Origin of the sequence: Pseudomonas sp. GM41(2012) (assembly GCF_000282315.2) — a bacterium.
GTDB lineage: Bacteria > Pseudomonadota > Gammaproteobacteria > Pseudomonadales > Pseudomonadaceae > Aquipseudomonas.
Genome location: NZ_AKJN02000006.1, coordinates 838,660 through 864,958, shown reverse-complemented (window position 1 = coordinate 864,958; position 26,299 = coordinate 838,660). Strand labels below are relative to the sequence as shown.

Below are 26,299 nucleotides of genomic sequence, written 5' to 3'. Positions count from 1 at the left end.
TTAGAGCAGTCCCGCCTGAGTCATCAGCTCCACGGCTTTTTTACTGTCGAGTTTTGAAGCATCGACTGTCGGCGCGTCGAGTTGCTGCAAAGGCACCAGTTTTGGATTGGATTCAGCGTTCTTGCCCACGGCGTATTCGAACGATTTACCCGTTTTGAGGATGGCCTGGCCATCTTTGCCGGTGATCCATTTGAGGAACGCCTGGGCTTGTTCCTTGTGTTTGCTGGATGCCAGCACGCCGCCACCGGAGACACTGACAAACGCGCCCGGATCCTTGTGCTTGAAGTAGAGCAGGGCGGTGTTCTTGCTGTTTTCGCCGGTCTTGGCCTGGTCGCCGAAGCTGTAGTAGTGATAGATCACGCCGCTGTCGATCTGCCCGGCGTTGACGGCTTTGAGCACGGCGCTGTTGCCACGATAGGCCGTGTAGTTGGTTTTCATCCCTTTCAGCCATTCCAGGGTGGCGGCTTCACCTTTGAGTTCCAGCACGGCGGCGACGATGGCCTGGAAGTCGGCACCGGCCGGTGAAGCGCCCCAGCGACCTTTCCAGTTCGGGCCGGCGAGGTCCATCAGCGACTTGGGCAGCTCGGCTTCGGGCAGTTTGCTCGGGTTATAGACAAACACCGTGGAGCGCGCGGCGATCCCTACCCATTTACCATGGGCCGGGCGGTAAGCACTGCCGACCTGTTCCAGGGTGGCCGGCGCAACTGGCGCAAACAGCCCCGCGTTGTCGACCAGCACCATGGCCGGGGAGTTTTCGGTCAGGAACACATCGGCTGGGGAGGCAGCGCCTTCCTGCACGATCTGATTGCCCATCTCGGTGTCGTCACCATTGCGAACGGTGACCTTGATCCCGGTTTCCTTGGTAAAGCCCTCGATCCAGGATTTGGTCAGGCTTTCGTGCTGCGCGTTGTAGACCACGATGCCATCGGCATCCGCGGCATACACGTGGCCGGCGCTCAGCAGAGCGGTGGCCAGCAGTGCGGTTTTCAGGAAAGAGGGGAAATGGGCATTCATGCGTCGGCAGCTCCTGTTTTTTAATAGTGCGCGCAGATTCGACATCGTCGACGAGGTAGGTCGTCGATGAGTGTAGATCAATAGGAATCATTTGCATGTTTGAGACGCGGCGAATGTAGTGCCTGAAATGAGAAAAAAACGTCAATTTAATCGTTAATTCCTGTCATTTGGCGTGTGGACTCGGGGACCGAGACAGTCACTCGCGAGCCCGGTATTTTGTCAGGGTTGGCGCTGCGCGAAGATCAGAATGTGCAGGTTACCGCGCTCATAACGCTTGCCATCGATGGGCAACAACTCGACTTCTTGTTCTTCCTGGACACTGTTGACCCGCATCACCACGCCGACCGAGCCTTTTTTGCGGGCCTCGGTCATCCACTGAGCGACATTCTCCATGGTCACTTTTCTCGATTCCATCGCAGGATCTTCGAGGCCGTACTTCAGCTCGCCGACGGTGTTGTAAAGTGCGATCTGCGGCCGCTTCAGGCGCCACGACAAGGCCGCTGCCGCACCCAAATCGTTACTCAGCAGCGAGGTCGTCTGGCTCAAGGCATCCAGGTGCTCGGCAATGAACTGATCGGGCATCTTGCTATCGACGATCTGGCCGGGCATCGCCGCCGGTAGCAAGGCGACCAGCAGCCAGATGCCCAGGGCCGGCATGGCCCAGAACATCAATGGACGCAAGACTTGCAACGCGTTAGCGATGATCCAGCCAAGCAGCACGAAAAACACCAGCGACAGGCTGAACATTTCCGTGTTTTCGTAGAGCTCTTTGGTGGTCTGCAGATAAAGCAGAACGATCAGGGCTGTGGTCGCAATGACGACATTGATCACACCGTTGATACGAATCGCCCGGCTGCGCGCCTTGTTCAGCAACTCGGTCAGAGCATGGCCCATCAGTAACGCCAGGGGTAAAAGGCACGGCATGATATAGGTCGGCAGCTTGCCGCTGCTCAGGCTGAAGAACCCCAGTGGCAATAGCAGCCAGAGCAACAGAAAGCAGATCGCCGGCTGGCGTTTGTGCTGCCAGGCCTGGACGAATGTCACTGGCAGCAAGGCGGCCCAAGGCAGGCTCGACACGACCATTAGCGGCACGTAGAACCACCAGGGACGAGCGTGCTGCGCATCATCGGCAGCAAAACGGCGAATGTGTTCGTTCCAGAAGAAAAAACGCCAGAAGTCCGGTTCCTGATGGTGGATCGCGAGTACCCACGGCAGGCAGACCACAGCGGCCACGACGACCGCCAGCGGCCCGTAACGTAACAACTCACCCAAGCGTCGTTGCCAGAGCATCCAGGGCAGGGCGATCAACACGGGCAACAACCAGGCAAGAAAACCCTTGGTCATGAAACCCATACCGCAGGCAACGCCCAACAGCGCCCAAGCGCCGAGTCGGGCGCGTGAAACCTGGCTATCGATGGCAAACCACAGCGCAACCAGACTCAGGTTGACCCATAACGTGAATTGCGGATCGAGGTTGGCGTATCCGGCCTGACCAGCGATCAACCCGAAGCTCATGTACAGCAGTGCGCAGGCGAAGCTTTTGCGCGGGTCGTTCCAGAGGCGACGGGCAATCAGGTAGGTTAGCCAGATACTCAGCCCGGTGCTCAATGCCGAGGCGATACGCACCCCAAACAGGGTGTCGCCAAATACAGCCTGACCGATGGCGATCATCCAGTAACCGGCAATCGGCTTCTCGAAATAACGAATCCCCATGAAATGCGGAGCGACCCAGTTACCGCTTAACAGCATTTCCTGACTGATCTGGCCATAACGGGTTTCATCAGGCGTCCATAAACCATGGGTCACCAGCGGCAGGAGATAAAAGACCAGGAAGACCAGCAGCAATCCCGGAACCATCCAGCGCTCGGCGATCGACCGGGCTGAGGAGTCTGCTCGGGACAAACGGCCAGCAGAACGGGGAAGCAGGTTATCGGGTGTCATGACTAAACCTTGTCAAAGTTTTTAAATGAACGGGCGCGTGACACGATGCAGCAAGAGTGCAACTTCTTCAATGTCATGACGCAACCGCGACCTGAACTTGGAAGTTGGCTCAACGGGGGTTTTGAATGTTTTAAGTTAAAGCGATTTATTCTCAAATACTGTATTCGACTGCGCTCGCAGGATTATGGGTTCACCTGTTTTTCGCTCAACAGCGAATCCCAGTCATTGGCATTGACGATCCCGAGCACTTGAAGTTTTCCATCCGCACTAATGCTCACGAACAACGAACTGCCATATTCACTTTTCTTCACGTGTTTGAAACCGGTCTGCGCTTCAAATTCGTGAATACAACCACTGTGAGTGACCAACACCAGATTGCGATGGGCCACCTTGTGCGCCACCACATCGTTACGCAGGGTCTTGCCGCAGATCGACAGCCAGTCCTGAGTCATCGCGTCTTTGCCGAGCATATAGTGTGAGGTTTGCACTGTACGGGTAACCGGACTACTCAGGACGTCGGTCTGCGACAGCCCCAGGCGCAGGAAACCCTGGCCCACCGCCGCGGCCGCAACGCTGCCGGCTTGGGTGATGCCGTCAGCCGGGCCCAGGCATGGGTTCGTGGATCGGTCGCATCGCTCGGTATGGCGTACCAGCGCGACGACCTCACCGGCTTGCCAGCGCTGGAGCAGGTCCGCTTTAGTTGCGGCTCCGGCAGTGACCACGTTGACCGGAGATCTTGGCCAGAAGGCAAAACCGGTTACCCCGGCAATTATGACCAACACCACGATCAACCCCGTGAGCCCGAACAGCCGCGATAGCCACGTTGGTTTTTGCGGAAACTTGCGCGATAGTAAATTAGGCACGTATGTTTTTACCCCTGAGTACGCGATAAACATCAACTTTCAATGCGCTTCTTCCAATCAGATGCTGAAGCTGATTGGCTATTTTTGTTGTCAAGATGCAATCGACGACAAACTAAAAGGTGTCAGGTGCCTGAGGAGTGAAAGAAATGTGAAAGTTTTGCGAGAGGGTTGCGCAGTTAATTATTAGTGCATTGTTGCAAACGTTTCTCTTATGTACCTTGCCTGTGGGCTGATGTTGGTTTTAGCCCCGGTTCTGCGGCAATAGACCCCGACAATGGAGCCCGGCAACAGAATGGATTTAAAGCAAAGCCTGACGAAACGGATTGTCATCGTATTCGCCCTGATGAGCGCGCTGGTCGCGGGTATTTTTGCGTTTGGCATTGTGGCGACTGTCCATGTGGTGGAACGAAGGCTCACGGCCACGACCCTGGGAGGAGGGCTGCACCGCCTCCTGTTGATGGACAACCCCGATAACTGGACCCATCAACCCGAGAAAGATGAACTGTTTTTCGCCCAGGGAGCCAAGGCCCCCATGGCCCTGAACTCGGTGCTGGAGGCGCTGCCCCCGGGGTTTCAGGAGATTCTCTACGGGGGGTCGAAGTACTACGCCATGGTGAACCTGGTGGGTGATCGAAAATACGTTTTGTTGCGCGACCAACGAAGCCTCGAACGACGGGAACATGTGCTGTTCCTGGTGGTGGTTGTCGGGGTTTTCTTGAGTGTCTTGCTGGCGATTTTGATGGGCCGGTTGCTGGCCCGGCGCGTCCTCGCACCTGTGATTCGTCTGGCGCGTCAGGTGCGGCATCGCGATCAACTGCTGGAGCTGGCACCACCGCTACATCCCGATTATGCAACGGACGAAGTGGGTGAACTGGCGCTTTCCTTCGATCAGACGCTGGGCCGTTTGCGCGCAGCACTGGGACGGGAAAAACTCTTTACCAGCGATGTTAGTCACGAACTGCGTACGCCGTTGATGGTGCTGGCCAGCTCCTGTGAACTGCTACTCGGCAATCCCTCGCTGGACCACCGTTCCATGGCGCAGGTTCAGCGAATCGCCCGTGCCAGTCATGAAATGCGCCAATTGGTCGAGACGTTTTTGATGTTGGCGCGCGCGCGGGAGGATTGCGGTTCAAGTGCGAGTGCCACCCTGAAGGACATCGCCGACGCGCTGGTGGATGTCTGGAGGTCGCTGATCAGGGAAAAGGACATCGAGTTTATTTACGTCGTCGAACACGTTTCAACGGATCGCCATAACCTGACGTTCCTGCAATCGGTCATGGGTAACTTGTTGCGTAACGCCTGGCACTACACCGATCAGGGTTTCATTCGGCTGACGTTGCGCGAGCACGGTTTCAGTGTCGAAGACAGTGGCATAGGCATTGCGGAAGAAAAACGTCATGCAATGTTTCAACCGTTCGTGCGCGGTGATGAGCAACGTGGCGAAGGGCTGGGCCTGGGCCTTTCGTTGATCCAGCGTATTTGCACCCATCAGAATTGGCGAGTGGAACTCACCAGCCGCCAGCCAAACGGATGTTGCTTCACGGTTGACTTGACTGACGGGAGGTCGGCGCTTACTGCGCCGCCGGACAACCCCTTGATGTACCGGCAGCGGCCTGATTGATCAACGCGGCCAGGCGTTTGACGTTGTTCTGTTGGGCGATCACCAGTTCATCGATGGAAGGCCCTGACGGTGTCTGCAACGTGCTGCGGCAAGTGACCAGCGTGTTATCGCGTTCGCCAAGATTGCGCAGGCGCCATTTGACGTCAATCAGCGCGTATTGGCCGGGGATCGAATCAAAGCGTTGCACGTCCAGCCGCACCGACACCCTGCGCTGGGGATTGCTGTTGACCAGTTGATCGACCAGGGCCGTGCGCAATTCATCCGACAGGCTCGCCCCCCACCATTGGGTTTCGAGGATCGCCAGGCCGCTGGTGCCCTGGCGAATAACGATCTGCGGACGGTCGACCTGGGGCGGGACGCTGAGGGCCTCGATCTGGATATCCGCAGTGCTGGTCCTTGAGTTGCCGCTCGGTTGGGCCGGGGTCAGGGTGTGGAATTGAATCGGCTCGCTGCGGCAAGCCGTGAGCAAAAACAATGCGCTGACCAAGGTGATCTTTAACGAAAAAGCCATGGGTGATGCTCCTGTGGTCATTTGCGTGGTGGCCCCTGCAGGTCCATCGGCGCGGCATTGTCGGGGCGGCCGCGAATCAGCGATTCCGGATGCCGTCCCAGGTAATCCGAGAGTTCACGCAAGGAGCGCGACATGCGCCCGAGTTCGTCCAGGGTCTGACCTAATTGTTCGCGTTGCGGCGAGTCTTCGGCCAAGGTCGAACTGGCCGATTGCAGGGTTTTACTGACGTCCGCCAGGGTGGTCTGCACGCCGGGCAGGGTCTTGGCGTTGAATTGCGCCAGGCCTTTGCGCAGTTCGACGAGGTTGCTGTCGAGGTTGCCGGCAATGCGCTCGATGGGCAGCTGGTTGATCTTGTTGACCATGCCCTCGAGTTTTTCCTGCAACTGCTCGAGGCTGCCCGGAATGGTCGGGATAGAGACTGGACGGGCGGTTGGGTCGAACACGACTTTGTCTGCTTTGGGGTAGAAGTCGAGCGCAATGTAGAGCTGACCGGTCAACAGGTTTCCGCTCCGGGCCTGGGCCCGCAGACCGTTTTCGATGAAGCTGCCCATCAAACGTACGCCAGCGGCTTCGTCGTTGGGGTCATGCTTCAACACCTCGAGCATTTTGGTGTGGGCCTGGCCGAGTCGTTGCGGGTAGATCATGATCCCGACATTGACCGGGAAACTGCGCTTTTTCGGGTCGAAATCCAGATTGACCGCCACGACTCTGCCGAACTCCATGCCCAGGAACTCCACCGGCGCACCGACCTTGAGCCCGCGCAAGGCTTGATCGAAACGCAAGGTCAGGAATTGCCCCTTGCCGCTGGGCGGGGCGAGGGCGGTTAGCTGGTCTTCGAACAGGTCGAAGGCTTTGTCTTCTTTAGCCGGTTGATCATTGGGGCTGTAATCCGGAGCGCGGAAGGCGATGCCGCCCACCAGGATCGATGACAGCGATTCGGTTTTCAGCGAAAAGCCGTTGGCGCCGACGTTCACGTCGATTCCGCTGGCGTTCCAGAACCGGGTATTTTCAGTGACGTAGGCATCGTTGGGCGAGTGGATGAACACTTCGATGTTGACCCCTTTACCGTCGGCGTCCAGGCCATAGGCCACCACTTGCCCCACCGGAATCTTGCGGTAGTAAACCGGAGAGCCAATATCCAGCGAACCGAGGTCCTGGGTGTTCAGGGTGAAGCGCTTGCCCGGCTCGCCATAGGTAATCGGTGGCGGGTTTTCCAGGCCGATAAAGTTTTTTGCACGCGCGTTGGCCTGGCCGATGTCGGCGCCAATGTAGTCCCCGGACAGCAGGGTATCGATCCCCGACACCCCGCCAGCGCCAATACGCGGACGCACGACCCAGAATTGCGAGTCTTCGCGGGTGAAACTTTCCGCCTGCTTGGACAGTTTGATGGTGGCGTTGACGCTCTTCTGATCGTTGTTCAGCTCCACGTCCGAGACATGGCCGATCACCACGTTGCGGTATTTGACTTCGGTTTTGTTGGCCGTCAGGCCGCTACCGGTTTTGAACGTGACGGTAATAGTCGGACCTTCCTGCATCATGGTGTGCACGACCAGGGAAATCCCCACCAGCACCGCGACAATCGGCACGATCCACACCAGTGAAACGTTGAAGCGGCGGGTCTTGACCGGGGCCTGACCGGGGGCTTGCGGCCCGTCAGTGATTTGCGACTTCATCCATGACCTCCTCGTTTGGGTTATCCCGCTCTTCTTTATCCCAGATCAGGCGTGGGTCGAAACTCATTGCCGACAGCATGGTGAACACCACCACCAGGCCAAAAAACAGAATGCCCGGGCGCGGTTCAATATCGGCCAGGGCTTGAAACTTCACCAGTGAGGCCACCAGGGCGACCACGATCACATCGAGCATCGACCAGTAACCGATGAGCTCGACGAAACGGTACAGCGTTGACCGCTGCTTGCTCGCCCATTGGCTGTCGCGCTGGACGGTCACCAGTAACATCGTCAGGGCGACGAACTTGATGCCCGGCACCGCGATGCTGGCAATGAAAATAATCAGGGCAATGTCCCAGGCGCCGTGCTGCCAGAACTCAATTACACCGCTCATGATCGTGCTATCGGCTCCGTTGCCGACCATCTTGGTGTTCATCACTGGCAGCAGATTAGCCGGGACGTAAAACGCCAGGGCAGTGAACATGTAGGCCCAGGTCCGGGCCAGTGAGTTGGTTTTGCGCCGATGCAGCGGTGCGCCGCACCGTGTGCATTCGTGAGGTTCATCGGTCATGTCACAGGCCAGGCCGCAGCTATGACACAGGCACAGGTTGAGCTCACTCGCCACCGGGGGCCTGTTCATAAGATGTCCCATAGATCACGGATGTCGCGCCCGGCGATGCGGATCATCATCAGACTGAGAATGGCCAGGGCAAACAGGCCGATGCCGGGCAGCACATCCAGCAATCCGGCGAGTTTGATGACCGCAACCATCGCCCCCAGCAGACAGACCTCCAGCATGCTCCAGGGCCTGAGGGTTTCCAGCCAGCGCATGCAGAACTTGAAACCGGGCGAGCGCTGGTGGCCGAGGGCGAAGCTCAGGACCCAGATAAGCAGCACCAGCTGGAAAATCGGCGCGATGATCATTGAGATCGCCGCCACCATGGCGATGAAAGTGATCGGCCCCAGACTCAGGGCCAGCACCGAATCCCAGAGCGTTGCGCTGTTTTTAAGGCCTTTGAGGCTGATACTCATGACGGGATAGAAGTTGGCGAAAATCCACAGCATCAACGCGGTGAAGGTCAACGCCAGACGTTGTTCCACCGTCAGGCCGTTATAGCGCTGAAGCACACCGCCACAGCGTGTACAGAGGGTTTTTTGATGTTTGGCGAGCGTGACTTTTTCATACACGCAGTCGCAGTGCTCGCAGATGATCAGTGGGTCAGTCGTAGCCATAGGCTGCACTCGCCAGGACGCAAGGAAGTCAGAGCACTCCCTCAATATAGAAGCGCCTAGCGATTGAGCAAATCTAAAGGCCAAATGCCTGATAGACCGTGTCATCGTTAATCGCGGGCAAGCCCGCTCCCACATGATCTTCACCGATCACAACATGTGTGAACGACGATGATCCTTGTGGGAGCGGGCTTGCCCGCGATAGCGGTGGGTCAGCAACGTTGATTTCTAGCCGAGTATTTCGCGCAATCGATACCAGAACATGCCGAGGGCCAGCAGTGGAGAGCGCAGCATCGGCCCACCGGGAAAGGTCATGTGCGGCACGGCGCTGAACACGTCAAAGCCCTGACTGTGTCCGACGTGGATCGCTTCACCCAACAGCTTTGCGCACCAGTGGGTCACGTTCAGGCCGTGACCGGAGTATCCCTGGGCGTAGAACACGTTCGGATGCTGGCTCAAGCGCCCGACCTGAGGGAAGCGATTGGCGGAAATGCCAATCTTGCCGCCCCATTGATAGTCGATGCGCACGTTGGCCAGTTGCGGGAAGACCTTGAGCATGTGCGGGCGCATGTAAGCTTCGATGTCCGCAGGATCACGCCCGGAATAATGACAGGCGCCGCCGAACAGCAAGCGTCGGTCCGCCGAGAGCCGGTAGTAATCCAGGCCGACTTTCTGGTCGCAGAGCGCCAGGTTCTGCGGGATCAATTGCGCTGCCTGTTCGGGCGTCAACGGCTCGGTGGCGATGATGTAGCTGCCCGCCGGAAGCACCTTGCCGCTCAGTTTCGGTTCGAGCTCTTCCAGGTGAGCGTTGCACGCCAGCACCAGACTGCCGGCGCGCACCGTGCCGCCGGCACAGCGAACCTGCACGGTGCTGCCATGGATCAACTCCAGCACCGGGCTTTGCTCGAAGATCCGCACCCCTAAGGATTGCGCCAATAGCGCTTCGCCAAGGACCAGATTGAGCGGGTGCAAGTGACCCGAGCCCATGTCGACGAGACCACCGGCATACACGCCGGAGTTCACCACCTGCTGACGGATCTGCTCCGGCCCGACGAGTCGGGTTTCGTGGGCGTAACCCGATTCCGCAAGGCCTTGCTGCTCAGCCTTGAACGCCGCGAACTGCGCTTTAGTATTGGCCAGTTCGCAGAACCCCCAGCGCAGGTCGCAATCAATCCCGTGTTCACGAATGCGGTTGCCCACCAACGCTACCGACTCGACGCCCGCACGCTCAAGGTAGCGCACACCTTCTTCACCGACATGATGGGCAAAACCGCTGACGTCATGGCCGATGCCGCGAATCAACTGACCGCCGTTACGTCCGCTGGCGCCCCAGCCAATTCGCCGGCCCTCCAGCAGAATCACCGAGAGCCCGCGTTGCGCCAGTTCGATCGCGGTGTTAACGCCGGTAAAGCCGCCGCCGATCACACAGACGTCGGCTTCAAGGTCCTCGGCCAATGTAGGGTAGGGCGCCGTTCCATTGGCTGACGCCGCGTAATAGGAACGAGCATGTTCGTTGCTGTACTGGTTCATTGGTTGGACTTCACTTTGCTCCAGGAACGGGTCATCAAACGCATGATTGCCTGGGGCGGGGTGGTGGAAATGTAGAGCTTGTCGAGGACTGCCTGGGGTGGGTAAACCTCAGGGTTGTTGACCAGCTCTGGGTCCATGTCTTGCTTGGACGCCGGGTTCGGGTTGGCGTAACCGACCGACGCACTGACCTTGGCAATCACTTGCGGATCGAGCAGGTAATTGATGAAAGCATGCGCCTCTTTCTGGTTGCTGGCGTCTGCGGGAACCGCCAACAGGTCGAACCACAAGTTACTGCCTTCCTTGGGAATCGCGTAGGCGATATTCACGCCGTTCTTGGCTTCCTTAGCCCGGTTGGCGGCCTGGAACACGTCACCCGAGTAACCGAACGCCACGCAGATGTCGCCGTTGGCCAGGTCCGAAACGTACTTGGAGGAGTGGAAATAGGTGATGTAAGGGCGGATGGTCAGCAGCTTGGCTTCCGCTTTTTTGAAGTCTTCAGGGTTTTCGCTGCGCGGGTCCATGCCCATGTAATTGAGAACGGCCGGGAACACTTCATCCGCCGAATCCATCATCGACACGCCGCACTGGCTGAGTTTCTTCAGGTTCTCCGGTTCGAAAAACACCGCCCAGGAATCGATGCGGTCAATGCCCAGCACTTGCTTGACCTTGTCGACGTTGTAGCCGATGCCATTGGTGCCCCACAGGTACGGAACCGAGTGTTCGTTGCCCGGATCGTTTTTCTCCAGCAACGCCAGCAGTTTCGGGTCGAGGTTCTTGAAGTTGGGCAGCTGCGAACGATCGAGCTTCAGGAACGCGCCGGCTTTCACCTGGCGAGCGAGGAAGTGGTTGGACGGCACCACCACGTCATACCCGGTGCGGCCGGCGAGCAGTTTGCCCTCCAGGGTTTCGTTGGAATCGAACACGTCGTAGATCACCTTGATCCCGCTTTTCGCCTGGAAATCGACGAGAGTGGTCTCGCCGATGTAATCGGTCCAGTTGTAGACGCTGACCGTTGGCTGAGCTTGCGCAACGGCGCTGAACAACACGGCCAGCGCGACCGGTACCATGGATTTCAATAGACGCATTCGACACCTCTTGTAGTTGTTGGATTTTTCAGGCGTTTCTTTGGTGTTCTGGCGGCCGTCATCGCGAGCAGGCTCGCTCCCACAGGGGTACGCATTTCAAATGTGGGAGCGAGCCGGCTCCGGGCGGCGTTCCGACGATGAGGCCCTCACAGGCAGCGCAGATCTCAGACGCTAAGCAGCAGGAACTCTCGCTCCCACGAGCTGATCACCCGTTTGAAGTTCTCGTGTTCCGCTCGCTTCACCGCCACATAACCGCGAACGAATTTGCTGCCCAGATAACGCGAAACGGTGTCGCACTCTTCCATTTGCGTCAGAGCGTCTTCGATGGTGATCGGCAGGCGCAGATTGCGGCGCTCATAGGCACGACCTTGCACCGCAGCGCTCGGTTCGATGCGCTCGACCATCCCCAAATACCCACACAACAGACTCGCAGCGATCGCCAGATAAGGGTTGGCGTCGGCGCCCGGCAAACGGTTTTCCACGCGCATCGCGTCCGGCGTGGAGGTCGGCACACGCAGGCCAACGGTACGGTTTTCTTCGCCCCATTCGACGTTCACCGGTGCCGACGTGTCCGGCAGGAAGCGGCGGAACGAATTGACGTTCGGCGCGAACATCGGCAGCACTTTGGGGATGTACTTTTGCAGGCCGCCGATGTGGTGCAGGAACAGCTCGCTCATTTTTCCGTCGGCATCGGCAAAGATCGGCTGGCCGGTGGCGATGTCCACCACGCTCTGGTGGATATGCATGGCGCTGCCGGGCTCATCGCCAATCGGTTTGGCCATGAAGGTCGCGGTGACGTTGTGCTTGAGCGCCGCTTCGCGCAGGGTGCGCTTGAATACGGTGATCTGGTCGGCCAGATCCAGTGCGTCGCCATGACGGAAGTTGATTTCCATCTGCGCCGGGCCGTCTTCGTGGATCAGGGTATCGAGGTCCAGCCCCTGAAGTTCACACCAGTCGTACACGTCTTCAAACAGCGGATCGAATTCGTTGGCGGCGTCGATGGAAAATGACTGACGACCACTTTCCGCACGGCCCGAACGACCCAGCGGCGCCTTGAGCGGCAAGTCCGGGTCTTCGCAGCGCTGGGTCAGGTAGAACTCCATTTCCGGCGCGACAATCGGCCGCCAGCCTTTGTCGGTGTACAGCTGCAGGACTTTTTTCAGCACGTTGCGCGGTGACAGCTCGATCGGGTTGCCGAACTTGTCGAAGGTGTCGTGAATCACGATGGCAGTGGGCTCGATGGCCCATGGGATCACGTACACCGCGTCGGAGACGGGCTTGCACACCATGTCGATGTCGGCCGGGTCGAGCAGGTCGTAGTAGATGTCGTCGTCGACAAAGTCCCCGGTTACCGTTTGCAAAAGCACACTTTCCGGCAGGCGCATGCCTCGCTCATGCAGGAACTTGTTGGTGGGTGCAATTTTGCCGCGTGCGATGCCGGTCAAGTCGCTGACCACACACTCGACTTCGGTAATCTTGTGATCTTTCAGCCACGTGAGCAGCTGATCGAAAGGGACATTCATAAAGACCTCGTTATTGGTTTTATTAACGCCGGGGAGGCTGGTTTCATCCATCACACACTTCCCCTGTGGCGCGTTGACGACTATCTTGGGCGAGCCTTGACGTTCCATCTATCCACTTTCAGCAGCACCAAAACGCACCAAACGAGTGCGTAAGGTCACCCATGACAACGTGCAATCCCCTGCAAGTCCAAGCGTTCGACACCGCCGATGTCGCCGAGCAAATCCGCGCCACACCGGGTTGGGTGCAGCATTACCAGCAAATGTCACCGGGGCATTTCGCCGGGCGCGTGCGCTATCTGGACCTGCAAGGCGTGGAGATTTACGAGGAACAGATGAACACCCGCGTCGAGCAGAATTTCAGCGCGCCCGAAGGTTCGCTGGCGTTCTGTTTCGATCGCAGCGACAACGCGCTGTACGTGTTGAATGGCGAAAGCCGCAACATCTGGATCACCCCGGAGAACTATCAGGAAATCGCCGTGGTGTTCGGTCCGGAGTTTGTGCAGCGTCACGGTTTGAACGTGGCCAGGCTCGAAGGCCTGTTCATGGCGCCGCTGAACTCGGGACAGAACGCATTGTTCAGTCGCTGGCTCAGCGGGACGTTGACCCGACTGGCGCAAACCCTCGATCCACCGAGCAAGGAGGCGTTGACTCAGCAGTTGCTCGAAGACTGCCTGTACATCCTCGACAACGCGTGTGTTTGCCTTGATCGCGGCGGTTTACAGCGCCGCGCCGAAGAGCGTGCAGTGATGAAACGCATCGGTGAGTGGGCTGCTGATGCCCCGGAAGACACCCTGAACCTGCTGGAGCTTTCGCAGGTCTCCGGGGTTTCACTGCGTCAGTTGCAGCATGCGTTCAAGGCTTATACCGGGATGACCCCGACCCATTGGCTGCGCTTGCGTCGACTCAACAGCGCACGCCGCGAATTGCTCAGTCGCACAGCGATGGACACCACCGTTGCCGAAGTGGCGATGCACTGGTCGTTCTGGCATTTAGGGCGATTTTCCAGCAGTTATCGCGCGTTGTTCAACGAACTTCCCAGTCAGACGCTCGCCCGCAAACCCTGTGGCGCAACGGGTCGCGGGTAAGTCGGGGTTACGTCAGCGCGGCTTTGTGGCTTTCGCCGATTTGCTGTTACCCGGCATGTGCAGGTAAGCCATCACGCTTTCGGTCAGTTCGGTCGCCAGTTTCACGGCCTCTTTATTGCGCGCCATCACGCCCGCCACCAGGCCTTCGATCAAGGCGAGCACCGCGATGTTGGAACTGGTCAATACCGGATGGTCGGCGGGAGCAAACAACACGTGTTCGGCAATGCTGGTGAGCGGCGAGGCGGGTGAATCGGTGATTGCCAGCACCGAGGCTCCCCGCTCATTGGCGAAACGGGCGAGTTGCAGGGTGTCGAGGGAATAGCGCGGCAGGGAGATCGCCAGCAACACATCCTGATCGGTAATCGCGGCCAGACGGTAAGCGGCGTTTTCGTTGCCGCCCTCCATGCTAATGGCGGTGGCGTCGGCGCAGAAGGGCATCAGCGTCGAGGCAGCGAGGCCGGCGAAGTACACGCTGTTTCCAAAACCCAGGATGTAGATTTTGCGAGCCTGGGTCAGGCGGGTCACGAACGCTTCAAAGGTGTCTGCATGGTTGTTGGTCGCGGCCGTCGCGAGGTTGCTGCTGGCGCTCTGGATTTGCTCATGCAGGCCAAACGCGCCGCCAGGACGATGTGCCAGTTCGTTGCGCAGTTTGTCGACCGGCGACACCATCTGCTGCAACGTCGCCACGAGTTCGGCTTTCATGCCGGTGTAGCCGCCCAGGTTCAGGGCCTTGGCCAAGCGGTTGACCGCGGCTGGCGAGGTGGATGTTTCGTGGGCCATTTCCTCGATGGTCAGCGTCGCGGCCCTCAGCGGGTGACGCAGGATAAAGTCCGCCACCTTGCGCAGGGATGGCTGCAAATCGCCAACGATCTCCGCCAGTTTGCGCATAACCGGTGCGGCATAGACCGTGGTGTTGTTCGATGGGGTCGGCATATCCGGCTCAACATTTCCTGAAGGTTGATAAAGCTCGCGGGAGTGTATCCGAAGCCGACCCTCGGTGTGCAGCGCTGCCAAGAGTCGGTAATGCCAGTCAATTAAGCTGGGCGGATTACTTCAAGCTCCCGGCAAGAAACTGCTGGAGGCGTTCGGACTGCGGGTTGACCAGCACTTCGCGCGGGTCGCCACGTTCTTCGACTTGCCCCTTGTGCAGGAACACCAGTTGATTGGAAACCTCGCGGGCAAAGCCCATTTCGTGGGTCACGACCACCATGGTGCGACCTTCGAGGGCGAGGTCCTGCATGACTTTGAGCACTTCGCCGACCAGTTCGGGATCGAGTGCCGAGGTCGGCTCATCGAACAACATCACTTCCGGCTCCATGGCCAACGCGCGGGCAATCGCCACACGCTGCTGCTCGCCGCCGGACATATGGGCTGGCCAGGCGTCCATGCGGTGCGCCACGCCGACTTTGTTCAGATAGTGCTCGGCCTTTTCCCGGGCCTCTTTCTTGCCCATGCCAAGCACATGCACCGGGGCTTCCATGACGTTTTCAAGGGCGCTCATGTGCGACCACAGGTTGAAGTGCTGAAACACCATCGACAGCCGCGAACGCATGCGTTGTAGCTGCTTGGGTTCGGCGGCCTTGAGCCCGCCGAGTTTGTTGGTTACCAGTTTCAATTGTTCGCCGTTGAGCACGATGTTGCCGGCGTTGGGCTGCTCCAGCAGGTTGATGCAGCGCAAGAAGGTGCTTTTGCCCGAGCCGCTGGAGCCAATGAGGCTGATCACATCACCGGCCTTCGCCTCCAGGGACACGCCCTTGAGCACTTCGTGGCTGCCGTAGCTTTTGTGCAGGTTCTGGATTTCAAGTTTGTACATGCTGTTCACTCTCTGGAGTCAGTCGCTGAGCAAGCGACCCTGGCGAATAAGACGGGTGCCGGCGACTTTGGCCAGCCACAAACCGGGCTGGGCAAAGCGCAGGCGTTCTCGGGCATAGAGGGTGCCGTCGGTGCTGGCGCGCACGATACTGTGGCGATCGGTCAGCGGATCCAGCACTTCGAACAGCGGATCGCCGACCCTGACCCGGGCACCCAGCGGTTGCAGAAAACTCACCACCCCCGGGTGCGGCGCATAGGCGTACTGCGCGCCGGCGAATGGCGTCGCTTCACAACAGGTCGGTGGCGCTGCTGGCCAGTCACCGCTGATCAGGCCTTGCTCGGCGAGATAGCCCAGAATGGCCTCGGCGCTATCGACACATTGTTCGCGTTCGGTGTCGGCCATGCCGCGCAACTCGATGGTGGTGGCCACGCAGGCCAGCGGAATATCGGCTTCAGGAAACAGCTCAGCCAAGCGCAACCAAGGGATCGCACAGGCTTCATCGAAGGCACTGCCGCCCGCACCCTCGGCCAGCAATGCTGCGCCGGCACCGAGTCGAGCGGCCAACGAACGCAATCGCGGCCAGTTTTGCGGCATGGCGTAAAGCAGCATGATCGACTCGAAATCGCAGTGCAGGTCCAGCACCACATCGGCGTTACAGGCATGTTGCAGCAACAGGCGGCGCAAGCCATCGAGTTCCGACATCGGTGGTGGCATGTCGGCGAGGACATCGGCCATGGCCCGACGGATCTGTGCAGTGTTGACGTCGGCATTGTCGCCCAGGTGGTCTTTCACCAGCGCCGCCACGGCTTCGGTTAGCTCCGGGAAATCCCGATTGAAATTCTTCCCGCTGGAAAACTCGAAGCGCCCCTGATGGGTGGCCTGGAACATCTGCGCGATGCCAATCGGATTGGCCATCGGCACTAACTCGATCACGCCGTTCAGGCGACCTTGTTCTTCCAGTACCCGCAGACGTCGTTTGAGTTCAACCGCCACGCGCATCCCCGGCAACTCGTCGGCGTGCAGGGACGCCTGAATGTAGGCCTTGCGCGGCCCGCTGCCAAAACGAAACAGTGACAGGCGTCGTTCAGTGCCCGAAGCACTCCACGGCAGCAGGTATTCAATGTGCTCCATAACAGCTCCTTAGTGCTTGCGCGGTGCCAGGTACGCCAGCCAGCGACGCTCGGCCAGCTTGAACAGGCGAACCAGGATGAAGGTCAGGGCCAGGTAGATGAGGCCGGCCGTGATGAACGCCTCGAACGGCAGATAGAACCGCGCACTGACCGTACGCGCAGCCCCGGTGATGTCCACCAGCGTGACAATCGATGCCAGGCTGGTGGTTTGCAGCATCATCAGCACTTCGTTGCTGTACTGCGGTAGCGCCCGGCGCAAGGCCGAGGGCAGCAGAATGCGGCGGTACAAAGTGAAGCGCGACATGCCCATGGCCTTGGCGGCTTCGATCTCGCCGTGGGCCGTGGCCTTCAAACTGCCGGCCAGCAGTTCCGCGCTATAGGCACTGGTGTTGATTGCAAAGGCCAGGCAGGCACAAAAGGTTGCGCTGGACAGGTACGGCCAGAGCGCGCTTTCACGTACCGCTGCGAACTGCGCCAGGCCGTAATAGATCAGGAACAATTGCACCAGCATCGGCGTGCCGCGAATCACGTAGGTGTAGAGCCACGCAGGGACGTTGATCAGGGGCGATCGGGACACCCGCATCAGTGCCAACGGAATCGCCAGCACCAGACCGAAGGCCAAGGAAATCAGCAGGACTTTGAGGGTCAACAAGGCGCCATTGAAATACAGCGGCAGGTTTTCCCAGATCAGGTTGTAGTCGAGAATCATGGGGTTGCTCCCAATCACAATTCGGCGGCTTTGATGCCGACCGAGTAGTGTTTTTCCAGGTAACGCAGCACCAGCAATGACACGCTGGTCAGCATCAGATAAAGCGCCGCCACCGCGAGGAAAAACGTAAACGGCTCATGGGTGGCGTCCGCTGCGTTCTTGGCTTTGAACATCATGTCCTGCAAGCCGATCACCGAAATCAGTGCGGTGGATTTGGTCAGCACGAGCCAGTTGTTGGTGAACCCGGGGATGGCGAACCGAATCATCTGCGGCACCAGAATCCGCCAGAACACCTGGCCGCCACTCATGCCATACGCCACGCCGGCTTCACCCTGACCTTTAGGAATCGCCATGAACGCGCCGCGAAAGGTTTCCGACAGATAGGCGCCAAAAATGAAGCCCATGGTGCAGACGCCGGCGATAAAGGGGTTGATGTCGATGTAGTGGGTGTAACCGAGTGCCAGGGCGATGCGGTTCACCAGATCCTGCCCGCCGTAGAAGATCAGCAGGATCAACACCAGGTCAGGAATACCGCGAATCAGGGTGGTATACCCTTCGCCCAGCATTGCCAGCCATTTGAGCGGCGACAACCGAAAGGCCGCGCCGATCAGACCCAAAGCAATCGCCATGCTCATGGAGGTCAAGGCCAGGTTAATGGTCAGCCAGGCGCCATCGAGAATGCTCGATCCGTAGCCGTGAAGCATGATGAAGGTCCTCAAACGAGCGCCAAAAGGCGCGCGAGACAAGCCCAAAAGCGCCCGCAAGAGGCGGGCGCCACAGGGTTTCAGGTAAGGCTTATTCGCCGTAGATATCGAACGCGAAGTACTTGGCCATCACTTGCTGGTACTTGCCGTTGGCGCGAATGGCGTCGATCGCTGTACTCAGACGTGCAACGTTCACGCTGTCGCCTTTGCGCACCGCAATCCCGGCGCCTCGGCCGAAATATTTCGGGTCGCTGATGTCCGGTCCCACCAGCGCGAAGCCTTTACCCGCCGGCGTTTTGATGAAGCTCTCGTCGGTGTTGACGATGTCGGCGAGCGTCGCGTCCAGTCGACCTGACGCCAGATCGAGGAAGGCTTCATTTTGTGAGCCGTAGCGCACCACCTGGACCCCGGCTTTTTCAAGCTGCTCGGTAGCAAAACGGTCGTAGGTCGATGAGCGTTGCACCCCGACTTTCTTGCCCTTGAGATCAACCAGCGGGTCGTTGATCACGTTGCCGGCCTTCATCGCGAACTTGCCGGGCGTGTGGTAGTACTTTTTGCTGAAGTCGACCGACTTCATACGGTCTTCAGTGATCGACATCGACGACAGCACGGCATCGATCTTGCGCACTTTCAGCGATGGGATCATGCCGTCGAATTCCTGGATGACCCACTCGCATTTGACCTTCATTTCTTCGCACAGGGCGTTGCCGATGTCGTAATCGAAACCACTGACGTTGCCCTCCGGCGTCTTGAAAGAGAAGGGCGGGTAGGCGGCTTCGATACCGATTCGCAGGCTGTCTTCGTCGGCGTGTGCCAGCAAGCTTGCGGCGCACAGTGCCAGAGCACCTAGAAGTTCTGTCTTGTTCATATTGTTGACTCCTTGGAGGGGCGTTGGGGTGGTACAGGCCATCCGATCTGGCGCGGTGGATCAGTCCTGATGATTTTGTGTGGCTATAAATGACATGTTTTATTTCATAATGCAATGCTGTGAAAATAAACGTATCACTCGGAGGCGCACAAATTCACAACGCTCCCGTGTGATCACGAGCATATTCAGGCGACAGGCAGGCTATTGATGGGTATTACGCAGGAGGAACAGGCTTGGCTAATTCAATGCCGGCCGCCCCCAATCGCTTGAGGATTTCAAAGAGCAGATCGCTCTTGGTCGTACTGACAATCCTTGGGCTGCTGACATAGCCGGTGATGGTCAGGGTGATGCCTTCAGGGCTCAGATTGCTGAAGCGAACAACGGGGGAGGGTTTGTCGAGGATGGTTTCATGCTCGTGATAGGCGGTGTACAGCAGGGTTTTGACTTGTTCGGGGTCGATATCCAGGGGGAACACCAGCTCGAGTGTCGCCACCCCTTGGGCGCTGCCGCCCATGGTCACATTGCGCAGGTTCTGGGAGATAAGCTGGGAGTTGGGCACGATCACGATCGAGCGGTCACTGAGCTGTATCTCGGTGGCCCTGACATTGATTCGCCGGATATCGCCTTCGACCCCGCTGATGCTGATCAGGTCGCCGACCTTGACCGGACGCTCGGTGAGCAGGATTAACCCGGACACGAAGTTCTTGACGATCTCCTGCAAGCCGAAGCCGATACCCACCGACAACGCACTGACGATCCAGGCCAGATTGGTCCATTTGATGCCCAATGAGGACAACGCCAGCAGAATGACCAGTACGTACCCGATATTACTGAACAGGGTGCTCAGCGACGCCCCCATGCCGGGGTCCATATCGGTTTTCGGCAGGAATTCGTTATCCAGCCATCTGCGCAGCGATCGAATCAGGTAAATACCGATCAACAGCGCGAGGACCGCATTCAACAGATTGCCCGGAATGATATTCAGCTTGCGCAGGCCATCGCCGCCGAGGATCGCTGAAACCCTGTCAGTCAGTTGGCCAAAGGTCGCTCCAATCCCCCCCACAAACGTTGTAATCACGGCAATTAGCAGTAAGGCCGCTCTGCCAATACCCGACACAACAACCTCGATTTGTTCCAGTCGTACGTCACCGATACCCAGCAGCTGTTTGATCGTTTTGCCGCTTGGGTGCTTTGGCGAAAACAGGTAATCACACAAGTCCCTGAACAACTGCATCAGCAAATAGAAGCTGGCAACAACGATATAGAGCCAGACAATTTCGTAAGTGATAAATCGGGCCAGGGAGATGTAACCGATCAGCAGACCAAAAATCGAGATCAACACGGCGATACTCACGCCGGTATAAATCACCCCCGCCAGCGTAGTCCCTGACTCAGGGTGTTCCCCGGCAATAACCATCGCTCGACGGGTTCTACTGACGCGTAGCAATAGCGCACCAATAATCATGATGACGACCAATGACACGACGCCCCGGCTGAAGAGAACCACTTGCGTACTCATACCCGTCGCATTGGTGACTTGTACCAGCGAGATGAGTATCAGCATTGATCCGGCCAGCAGCGCCGGAAAAGGGTTTATTGCAAGTGCTACTTCATCGGCGATGCCAGGCAACCGCCATGAGGGATTGCGTTTAGACAACAGGGCCCGACTCAGACCGATAATCAGGGCGCAGGCGTAAGCGACTTTCTCGACATCGTCGAAGTAACCTTCCAGTGGCTGCGGCAATGGTTGAAGGCGGGTAGTCGCCGCGGAGATGAGCTGTATTACACAACCTGCGCTCAACATCGTGGCAACTACCGTCGCTATCGCCAATGAACTTCTGCGCAGGCGACCTTCCGGTACTCGATGGATGCAGATCCATGTCAAACCACGTTCAGCCAGTCTTCGCCCCGGCGTCCAGAAGGCCAGGGCCAGCAATAACAACGTGACGGTCGCGGCACGCCGGTCGGGTTGCCAGACGGACTGGATGACATTGTTAGACTGGTCAATCAAAAACCTCAGACGGTTTTTATCCTCCTCCAGTGGAGAGAACAGCGGCAACCAGAACCGGGGGTTGAGGAAGCTGGCGGTGCGCTGGGCCAGTTCGGTTTCCAGTTGAGTGCGCCGAATGGCGGCAATCTGGGTGATGAGGTTAGTCGCGCCTTCTTTGATGGCCAACAGTATGTTGAGATCGTCATCCACCTTGTCTTTTTGTTCAGTGAGATAAGACCTCTGTTTCACGAGATCGGACTTTTCCATGGCGGCGCTGGTAGCGGACGTCGTCCCGAGCACACTGATTTGTGCTTGTAATTGCGCTTGCTCGGGAAGTAACACAGCCGCCAACTTGTCCACATCACTGAAGAGCAACTGAACGTTGTCCTGAAAGCCTATCAACTGGGTGTAGTTACTGGTCAGTGATACTTGCTGTTTAAGGTTATCCAGTCTTAATTGCAGTGCTTCGAGATCGCTTTTTGACACCGTAGCGCTAGCGCTGGTCTCACTGTTGCTCGACGTGTTGGGTAGTTCATCCGCCGACAGCTCGCCGATGTTCGCCCCCATTAGCGCAAACACAACGAAAATGAGTAATTTCAATGCAGGACGCATAGGCATGCCTCCAGCGGCTTTAACCATTCAGGTTAGGTCATGGCGTGTGCTGGCGCGAAAAATAGTTCCGCGATGCGGGCCACGAATAGGGAAGGGGGGCGGTTGAGAAGGGGTGATCTACAATCTTTTATGCTGAACCACGCTCAGGATCACAAGGTGTGACGTATTGAGCTGTCTGTCTACCGACCCAGTGTGCTTGCAGAGTGCCGGGCCCTGTCGGAGGTCATCATGAAAAGGTTGTCATTCATTAGCCTGTGCATCGCACTGTCGCTTTCCTGGACCCAGGGATGGGCCGAAACGGTCGTGCCGATGAAAGGGCAGAGTTCACAACAAACCCAGGCGGACATGACCGAATGCCACAACATCGCAGCCAGTCAGAGTTCCTCGACTGCACCGCCTCCTTCCGGTGGAAGACTGAAGGGGGCCGCAGCGGGCGCTGCCGCAGGGGCTGCGGGGGCCCAGGTGCGTGGACGTCAGCACGACGAGTTTTATGATCGTGTCGACGATGACGTGAAGCAGGACTATCGTCAGAATCGCGCCAAGGAAACCGCCGCCGCAGGAGCGGTCGTCGGAGGTTCGCGTCAGCGTCAGGAACGCCGGGCGCAAGAGAAAACCAGTGCTGCGACCAGTTCAACGGCCTATACCAGTTGCCTGCAAGGGAAGGGGTATCAGGTTAATCCTTGAGCGTTTTCCTGCCGTTGTTCGAGCAAATGAACCATCAGCCAGGCATACAGCGTCACGAGGATGAACAAGCCCATGCGAATGGCGAACGCTGTGTAAACGTCCTTGCCTGCTGCGCTGTCCTGTACCGACTGACCCAACAGGATGATCAGCGTGATCAGGGTATTGAGCCAAAACCCCGGGGTAAACCTCGTCGGGCTCAGGGCATACAGCTTGCGCGCCAGCACCAGGCCGAACAGCAACATCCACAGAAAGAACATCCACAGATGTACAAACAGACTGAGGGCGCTCCAGAAGAGGATCGCCAACAGACCTGCGAGTAACGTCGAGCCGAGCAGTTCGCGACCGGCGATGCGGGCGTTTGTCGTGGAGCTTTGCTGACCCAGGCTGACGGCCTTCAAGATGATGGGCAAATAACCGGCCGGGTCGATCAGCGCCAGTAGGAGTGCCGGCAACACGATCAGGGTTGCTCGTAGCGCAACCCGACTGACTTCTTCTGCCGGCAGAGGTGGGGCAGGCGGCGGAGAAGGGGCGTTGGGTGGATCCGGGAATAACCCATGACTGAACGCCACGACAACAACGGCGAGCAGCAAACCCTTGACCAGTGCGCCGATGACCATCGCCGCCAGATCGAATTCGGCGATACCCGCCGAGGAGATCATGGTCAGGCCAATCACCAGGAAGGTCATGATCAAGGTGTTGCCGCCGCGCAGGCCAAAGCGGAAGGCCAGGAACAGACCGACGCTGATCAATAGCACGCCGCTGACCGGGTAATAACGCAGGACCGGGATCAATAGCAGGCCGATGCCGGTGGTCAACATGGCAGCCAGTGCGAGAACCAGTCCGGCCTTGAACGGCAGCGGGCGATTGACAGAAGCCAGCAACAGCAGGCAAAGCACCGGCGCCAGAAAGGGAATCGGCAAGCCCAGGCCGAAACTGGCGGTGAGGCACAACGCTGTACCGGTGGCCAGGCGCAGCGCGCGTTGATCCCGCGGCGTGCGCCGAGTAGACATGCTCTTAATAGGCATAGCTCAGCCAGCTCATGAACCCCACAAACACGCGGCCGAGCGGGTTCAGCGGATTGCCCTCGGTGGGGAAGGCCATGACTTCGGCCTGCCCACCGGCACGGATCCCCCGACTGTCACGCAACGTGTTCAACGAGTCTGGCGAGAACTCGATAATGACCGGGAAACGCTGGGCCGGACGCAACCAGTCGCGGCTGTTCTGCACGCTGGGCAAGGTGCCCGGCGCGGGTGTCTGCCCCACGCTGACGCCATAACCGACGCTGCGCACGCGCCCCTCGAAGACCTCGCCCGGCAGAGCATCCAGAACAATCGAAACCGGTGTGTCGAGCTTCACCAGACCGAGGTTGTTCTCAGTCATGTCCGCACTGATCCACACATCATGAATGGCGATCAGGGTCATGACCGGGCTACCGGCAGCGGCGAATTGCCCGGCGTCAGTACGCAGATCCGTAATCAGTCCGGCCGAGCGAGCGCGAATCTGCGTGTTGGACAGATCCAGTTCGGCTTTGGACAATGCCGTGGCGGCGCTGCGCAGCAAGGCGTTGTCTTCCTCGCTGCCACCTTCCTGCTCACGCGCGCGCTGCACTTCGGCGCGGGCAGCCGCTACTTGGCTGACCGCCTGTTCGCGGTTGGCGCGAGACACTTCGAGCAGTCGTACGGAAATGGTGCCGGGGTCTTCGCGATACAAACCCTCAAGACGCTGATTGTCCTGGCGCGCCTTGAGTTCATTGGCCTGGGCTGCGCGCAGATTGGCTTGGGCCGAGGCAATGCCGGCGGTGCTTGCGCCGATCTGTCGACGGGTCGATTCAAGGTCGGCACGTGCACGGTCGACGGCAATCTGGTACGGCTGAGGGTCCACCTCGAAAAGGATTTCGCCGGCCTTGACGTCCTGGTTATTGCGCACGTTCACCCGGGTCACGCGGCCTGCCACTTCAGAGGCAACCGGAATCACAAAGGCACCCACCCGGGCCTGTTGTGTATAGGGTGTGAAACGATCCGCCAACAGGTACCAGGTCAGGCTCAGGAGGATCAGTAACAGCACCCACTTGATGCCTTTTTTCGCCGGGTCGGCAGCCGTTGCTGGTGCTGGCGCTTGGGCGACTGGGGGCTCGGACGAGGAAGGGGCGGTTTCACTCATTGGTCTTTTACCTTGTAAGACATTGGAATGGCAGGCTGTGCAGTGGCGGGTTCTTTCAGCAGATCGCCCCAGTCGGTGCGTTTTTCCATCTGTTGGCGGGTGGTCGGATCAACCCTCGGCTGGGCGCTGTACCAACCACCGCCCACGGCTTTGTACAAGGCAATGACATTACTGACGGCATTGCTGCGGGCGACCAGATAATTGTCCTGTTGTTCGAGCAAGGCACGCTGCGCATCCAGCACCCGCTGGAAGTCCGAATAACCTTCGCGATACTGCGCGCTGGCCAGCACCAGCGAGCGTTTGGCGGCCACTTCGGCCTCACGCAGGATGCCTTCGCGCTCCAGGGATTTGATCAGGCCAAAGGCCGCATCGTCTGCCTCGCGTGCCGCCTGGCGAACCTTGTCGCGGTAGGCCTCGATCAGCTGCTGCAACCGCGCATCCTGCACGCGCACGTTGTTGCTGATCTGGCCGTGATCGAACAGATTCCAGCGCAGACTGGGACCGCCAATCAAATCCAGATTCCGGGGCGTGCCACTGAGCGTGTCGGTTGACCAGACGATGCTGCCCAGCAAGGTCAACGACGGATAGAAATCACTCTCGGCCACACCGATCAGCGCTGACTGGGCCGCGACATTTAGCTCGGCGGCGCGCACGTCGGGCCGACGCAGGAGCAGATTGGCCGGTACATCTTGCAACACGGCACGGTCGACCAGCGGGATCAATCCCACGTACTCGACCAGTTGCGGCATCGCGCCGGGCGGCTGGCCAATCAACACCGCCAACGCATTGCGGGTTCGTTGCAACTGGTCTTCGAAGTTGGGGATGGTGCTCAACGTGCCCAGGTACTGGGTTCTGGCTTGTTGCAGGTCGAGTTCGGCAGTTTGGCCACTGTTGAAGAGCTTTTCGGTGATCTCGAAGTTGCGTTTTTGCTGTTTGGCGTTTTCCTGGGCGACACGCAAACGGGCTTCGGTGGTGCGCAGCGAGAAATAGGTATCGGCCACTTGCGCACGCAGCAGTACGAGTACGTCTTCATAGTTGGCCTGGGCGGCGAAGTAGCTGGCATCGGACGACTCGATAGCGCGACTGAAGCGGCCCCAGAAGTCCAGCTCCCAACCCACATCGAACCCCACGCTGTGTTGCCAGAAATGACTGTCTTGCGGGTTGGTCCCGCCGGATTGCCTGCGGTTGAAGTAAAGACTGTCGACACTGGCTTGCTGCAGTTGCGGGTAAAGACCACTTTGAGCAATACCGAGTTGGGCGCGGGCTTCCATGACGCGCAGGCCGGCGATTTTGAGGCTGGAGTTGCGTGCATCCGACTCGGCAATCAAATGATCGAGGACCGGATCGGCAAAGATTTGCCACCACTGACGAAGGTCCGGATTCAGGCTCCGCTGGCTGGATTGCTCGAGGGCAGGGGTGCTCCAGTGTTTGACCCATTCTTCGCCGGGCGGCTGGAAGTCCGGCCCAAGTCGTACGCAGCCATTGAGGCCGAGTACGCCAAGCAGCACGAGTCGGCCTGGCCACTTCAGCAGGGTTTTACCTGGATGCATTACGCA

Annotated in this window: 23 protein-coding genes; 3 read left to right on the top strand and 20 right to left on the bottom strand. The window is 58.6% G+C overall.

The genetic code is table 11. The annotated features are described in order from the left end of the window. The 3 genes from PMI27_RS21860 to PMI27_RS21870 all read right to left on the bottom strand — a co-directional run bounded on the left by PMI27_RS21860 (window position 1) and on the right by PMI27_RS21870 (window position 3,851). Complete coding sequence (locus PMI27_RS21860; RefSeq protein WP_008155329.1) at window positions 1-1,014, bottom strand: iron ABC transporter substrate-binding protein; 1,014 nt, start codon at window positions 1,012-1,014, stop codon at window positions 1-3. Window positions 1,015-1,233: 219 nt separating this feature from the next. Next, on the bottom strand, window positions 1,234-2,955 hold the full coding sequence (arnT, locus tag PMI27_RS21865; RefSeq protein ID WP_008155331.1) for a lipid IV(A) 4-amino-4-deoxy-L-arabinosyltransferase: 1,722 nt from the start codon (window positions 2,953-2,955) through the stop codon (window positions 1,234-1,236). 182 nt (window positions 2,956-3,137) lie between these two features. Continuing rightward, window positions 3,138-3,851, bottom strand: coding sequence for a histidine phosphatase family protein (locus tag PMI27_RS21870; protein ID WP_008155333.1), 714 nt, complete (start codon window positions 3,849-3,851; stop codon window positions 3,138-3,140). Window positions 3,852-4,110: 259 nt separating this feature from the next. Here PMI27_RS21870 and PMI27_RS21875 point away from each other — a divergent pair, with 259 nt between their 5' ends. Beyond that, window positions 4,111-5,439, top strand: coding sequence for a sensor histidine kinase (locus tag PMI27_RS21875; RefSeq protein WP_008155336.1), 1,329 nt, complete (start codon window positions 4,111-4,113; stop codon window positions 5,437-5,439). Here the strand turns inward: PMI27_RS21875 and PMI27_RS21880 are convergent. The 7 genes from PMI27_RS21880 to PMI27_RS21910 all read right to left on the bottom strand — a co-directional run bounded on the left by PMI27_RS21880 (window position 5,390) and on the right by PMI27_RS21910 (window position 12,988). After that, entirely contained in the window at window positions 5,390-5,950 is a 561-nt protein-coding gene (locus PMI27_RS21880) for a PqiC family protein (protein ID WP_008155338.1), read from the bottom strand. The genes PMI27_RS21875 and PMI27_RS21880 overlap by 50 nt on opposite strands. A 17-nt stretch (window positions 5,951-5,967) precedes the next feature. Beyond that, entirely contained in the window at window positions 5,968-7,623 is a 1,656-nt protein-coding gene (locus PMI27_RS21885; RefSeq protein WP_008155339.1) for a PqiB family protein, read from the bottom strand. Beyond that, entirely contained in the window at window positions 7,604-8,260 is a 657-nt protein-coding gene (locus tag PMI27_RS21890) for a paraquat-inducible protein A (RefSeq protein WP_008155341.1), read from the bottom strand. Before PMI27_RS21890 ends, PMI27_RS21885 begins: the two co-directional genes overlap by 20 nt. Then, window positions 8,257-8,853, bottom strand: coding sequence for a paraquat-inducible protein A (locus PMI27_RS21895; protein ID WP_008155343.1), 597 nt, complete (start codon window positions 8,851-8,853; stop codon window positions 8,257-8,259). Before PMI27_RS21895 ends, PMI27_RS21890 begins: the two co-directional genes overlap by 4 nt. 225 nt (window positions 8,854-9,078) lie before the next feature. Further along, entirely contained in the window at window positions 9,079-10,380 is a 1,302-nt protein-coding gene (locus PMI27_RS21900) for an NAD(P)/FAD-dependent oxidoreductase (protein ID WP_008155344.1), read from the bottom strand. After that, entirely contained in the window at window positions 10,377-11,465 is a 1,089-nt protein-coding gene (locus tag PMI27_RS21905; protein WP_008155346.1) for a polyamine ABC transporter substrate-binding protein, read from the bottom strand. Before PMI27_RS21905 ends, PMI27_RS21900 begins: the two co-directional genes overlap by 4 nt. A gap of 164 nt (window positions 11,466-11,629) precedes the next feature. Continuing rightward, entirely contained in the window at window positions 11,630-12,988 is a 1,359-nt protein-coding gene (locus PMI27_RS21910) for a glutamine synthetase family protein (protein WP_033053302.1), read from the bottom strand. 161 nt (window positions 12,989-13,149) lie between these two features. Here PMI27_RS21910 and PMI27_RS21915 point away from each other — a divergent pair, with 161 nt between their 5' ends. After that, on the top strand, window positions 13,150-14,073 hold the full coding sequence (locus PMI27_RS21915; protein ID WP_008155350.1) for a helix-turn-helix domain-containing protein: 924 nt from the start codon (window positions 13,150-13,152) through the stop codon (window positions 14,071-14,073). 12 nt (window positions 14,074-14,085) lie between these two features. Here the strand turns inward: PMI27_RS21915 and PMI27_RS21920 are convergent, their stop codons facing one another. The 7 genes from PMI27_RS21920 to PMI27_RS21950 all read right to left on the bottom strand — a co-directional run bounded on the left by PMI27_RS21920 (window position 14,086) and on the right by PMI27_RS21950 (window position 21,899). Further along, window positions 14,086-15,006 carry a MurR/RpiR family transcriptional regulator gene (locus PMI27_RS21920; RefSeq protein WP_008155351.1) on the bottom strand — a complete coding sequence of 307 codons (921 nt, stop codon included), beginning with the start codon at window positions 15,004-15,006 and terminating at the stop codon, window positions 14,086-14,088. A 115-nt stretch (window positions 15,007-15,121) separates the two neighbouring features. Beyond that, window positions 15,122-15,886: an ABC transporter ATP-binding protein gene (locus tag PMI27_RS21925; RefSeq protein WP_008155353.1), complete on the bottom strand. Its 765-nt coding sequence runs from the start codon at window positions 15,884-15,886 to the stop codon at window positions 15,122-15,124. Between the two features lie 18 nt (window positions 15,887-15,904). Beyond that, window positions 15,905-17,017, bottom strand: coding sequence for a succinylglutamate desuccinylase/aspartoacylase family protein (locus tag PMI27_RS21930; protein WP_008155355.1), 1,113 nt, complete (start codon window positions 17,015-17,017; stop codon window positions 15,905-15,907). Window positions 17,018-17,026: 9 nt separating this feature from the next. Further along, window positions 17,027-17,725, bottom strand: a complete 699-nt coding sequence (locus PMI27_RS21935) for an ABC transporter permease (RefSeq protein WP_008155357.1) — start codon at window positions 17,723-17,725, stop codon at window positions 17,027-17,029. A 14-nt stretch (window positions 17,726-17,739) separates the two neighbouring features. Beyond that, window positions 17,740-18,429: an ABC transporter permease gene (locus PMI27_RS21940; protein WP_008155358.1), complete on the bottom strand. Its 690-nt coding sequence runs from the start codon at window positions 18,427-18,429 to the stop codon at window positions 17,740-17,742. A gap of 91 nt (window positions 18,430-18,520) precedes the next feature. Then, complete coding sequence (locus tag PMI27_RS21945) at window positions 18,521-19,297, bottom strand: ABC transporter substrate-binding protein (protein ID WP_008155361.1); 777 nt, start codon at window positions 19,295-19,297, stop codon at window positions 18,521-18,523. A gap of 214 nt (window positions 19,298-19,511) precedes the next feature. Further along, window positions 19,512-21,899, bottom strand: a complete 2,388-nt coding sequence (locus PMI27_RS21950; protein WP_008155363.1) for a DUF3772 domain-containing protein — start codon at window positions 21,897-21,899, stop codon at window positions 19,512-19,514. A 228-nt stretch (window positions 21,900-22,127) separates the two neighbouring features. On the opposite strand from PMI27_RS21950, the gene PMI27_RS21955 reads away from it, so the two are divergent. Further along, complete coding sequence (locus PMI27_RS21955; protein ID WP_008155365.1) at window positions 22,128-22,583, top strand: YMGG-like glycine zipper-containing protein; 456 nt, start codon at window positions 22,128-22,130, stop codon at window positions 22,581-22,583. Here the strand turns inward: PMI27_RS21955 and PMI27_RS21960 are convergent. The 3 genes from PMI27_RS21960 to PMI27_RS21970 are packed head-to-tail and all read right to left on the bottom strand — an operon-like array spanning window position 22,568 to window position 26,293. Further along, a complete protein-coding gene (locus PMI27_RS21960) occupies window positions 22,568-23,593 on the bottom strand; it encodes a DUF2955 domain-containing protein (RefSeq protein WP_033053098.1) in 1,026 nt (341 codons plus the stop codon). The two genes, PMI27_RS21955 and PMI27_RS21960, sit on opposite strands and share 16 nt — an antisense overlap. 4 nt (window positions 23,594-23,597) lie before the next feature. Further along, window positions 23,598-24,743, bottom strand: coding sequence for an HlyD family secretion protein (locus PMI27_RS21965; protein WP_008155369.1), 1,146 nt, complete (start codon window positions 24,741-24,743; stop codon window positions 23,598-23,600). Further along, complete coding sequence (locus PMI27_RS21970; RefSeq protein WP_008155371.1) at window positions 24,740-26,293, bottom strand: efflux transporter outer membrane subunit; 1,554 nt, start codon at window positions 26,291-26,293, stop codon at window positions 24,740-24,742. Before PMI27_RS21970 ends, PMI27_RS21965 begins: the two co-directional genes overlap by 4 nt. Window positions 26,294-26,299 lie beyond the last annotated feature (6 nt).

Excerpts from the sequence above, each read along its gene's own strand:
- PMI27_RS21860 (WP_008155329.1), bottom strand. The coding sequence starts at position 1,014 with ATGAATGCCCATTTCCCCTCTTTCCTGAAAACCGCACTGCTGGCCACC.
- arnT (WP_008155331.1), bottom strand. The coding sequence starts at position 2,955 with ATGACACCCGATAACCTGCTTCCCCGTTCTGCTGGCCGTTTGTCCCGA.
- PMI27_RS21870 (WP_008155333.1), bottom strand. The coding sequence starts at position 3,851 with ATGTTTATCGCGTACTCAGGGGTAAAAACATACGTGCCTAATTTACTA.
- PMI27_RS21875 (WP_008155336.1), top strand. The coding sequence starts at position 4,111 with ATGGATTTAAAGCAAAGCCTGACGAAACGGATTGTCATCGTATTCGCC.
- PMI27_RS21880 (WP_008155338.1), bottom strand. The coding sequence starts at position 5,950 with ATGGCTTTTTCGTTAAAGATCACCTTGGTCAGCGCATTGTTTTTGCTC.
- PMI27_RS21885 (WP_008155339.1), bottom strand. The coding sequence starts at position 7,623 with ATGAAGTCGCAAATCACTGACGGGCCGCAAGCCCCCGGTCAGGCCCCG.
- PMI27_RS21890 (WP_008155341.1), bottom strand. The coding sequence starts at position 8,260 with ATGAACAGGCCCCCGGTGGCGAGTGAGCTCAACCTGTGCCTGTGTCAT.
- PMI27_RS21895 (WP_008155343.1), bottom strand. The coding sequence starts at position 8,853 with ATGGCTACGACTGACCCACTGATCATCTGCGAGCACTGCGACTGCGTG.
- PMI27_RS21900 (WP_008155344.1), bottom strand. The coding sequence starts at position 10,380 with ATGAACCAGTACAGCAACGAACATGCTCGTTCCTATTACGCGGCGTCA.
- PMI27_RS21905 (WP_008155346.1), bottom strand. The coding sequence starts at position 11,465 with ATGCGTCTATTGAAATCCATGGTACCGGTCGCGCTGGCCGTGTTGTTC.
- PMI27_RS21910 (WP_033053302.1), bottom strand. The coding sequence starts at position 12,988 with ATGAATGTCCCTTTCGATCAGCTGCTCACGTGGCTGAAAGATCACAAG.
- PMI27_RS21915 (WP_008155350.1), top strand. The coding sequence starts at position 13,150 with ATGACAACGTGCAATCCCCTGCAAGTCCAAGCGTTCGACACCGCCGAT.
- PMI27_RS21920 (WP_008155351.1), bottom strand. The coding sequence starts at position 15,006 with ATGCCGACCCCATCGAACAACACCACGGTCTATGCCGCACCGGTTATG.
- PMI27_RS21925 (WP_008155353.1), bottom strand. The coding sequence starts at position 15,886 with ATGTACAAACTTGAAATCCAGAACCTGCACAAAAGCTACGGCAGCCAC.
- PMI27_RS21930 (WP_008155355.1), bottom strand. The coding sequence starts at position 17,017 with ATGGAGCACATTGAATACCTGCTGCCGTGGAGTGCTTCGGGCACTGAA.
- PMI27_RS21935 (WP_008155357.1), bottom strand. The coding sequence starts at position 17,725 with ATGATTCTCGACTACAACCTGATCTGGGAAAACCTGCCGCTGTATTTC.
- PMI27_RS21940 (WP_008155358.1), bottom strand. The coding sequence starts at position 18,429 with ATGCTTCACGGCTACGGATCGAGCATTCTCGATGGCGCCTGGCTGACC.
- PMI27_RS21945 (WP_008155361.1), bottom strand. The coding sequence starts at position 19,297 with ATGAACAAGACAGAACTTCTAGGTGCTCTGGCACTGTGCGCCGCAAGC.
- PMI27_RS21950 (WP_008155363.1), bottom strand. The coding sequence starts at position 21,899 with ATGCGTCCTGCATTGAAATTACTCATTTTCGTTGTGTTTGCGCTAATG.
- PMI27_RS21955 (WP_008155365.1), top strand. The coding sequence starts at position 22,128 with ATGAAAAGGTTGTCATTCATTAGCCTGTGCATCGCACTGTCGCTTTCC.
- PMI27_RS21960 (WP_033053098.1), bottom strand. The coding sequence starts at position 23,593 with ATGTCTACTCGGCGCACGCCGCGGGATCAACGCGCGCTGCGCCTGGCC.
- PMI27_RS21965 (WP_008155369.1), bottom strand. The coding sequence starts at position 24,743 with ATGAGTGAAACCGCCCCTTCCTCGTCCGAGCCCCCAGTCGCCCAAGCG.
- PMI27_RS21970 (WP_008155371.1), bottom strand. The coding sequence starts at position 26,293 with ATGCATCCAGGTAAAACCCTGCTGAAGTGGCCAGGCCGACTCGTGCTG.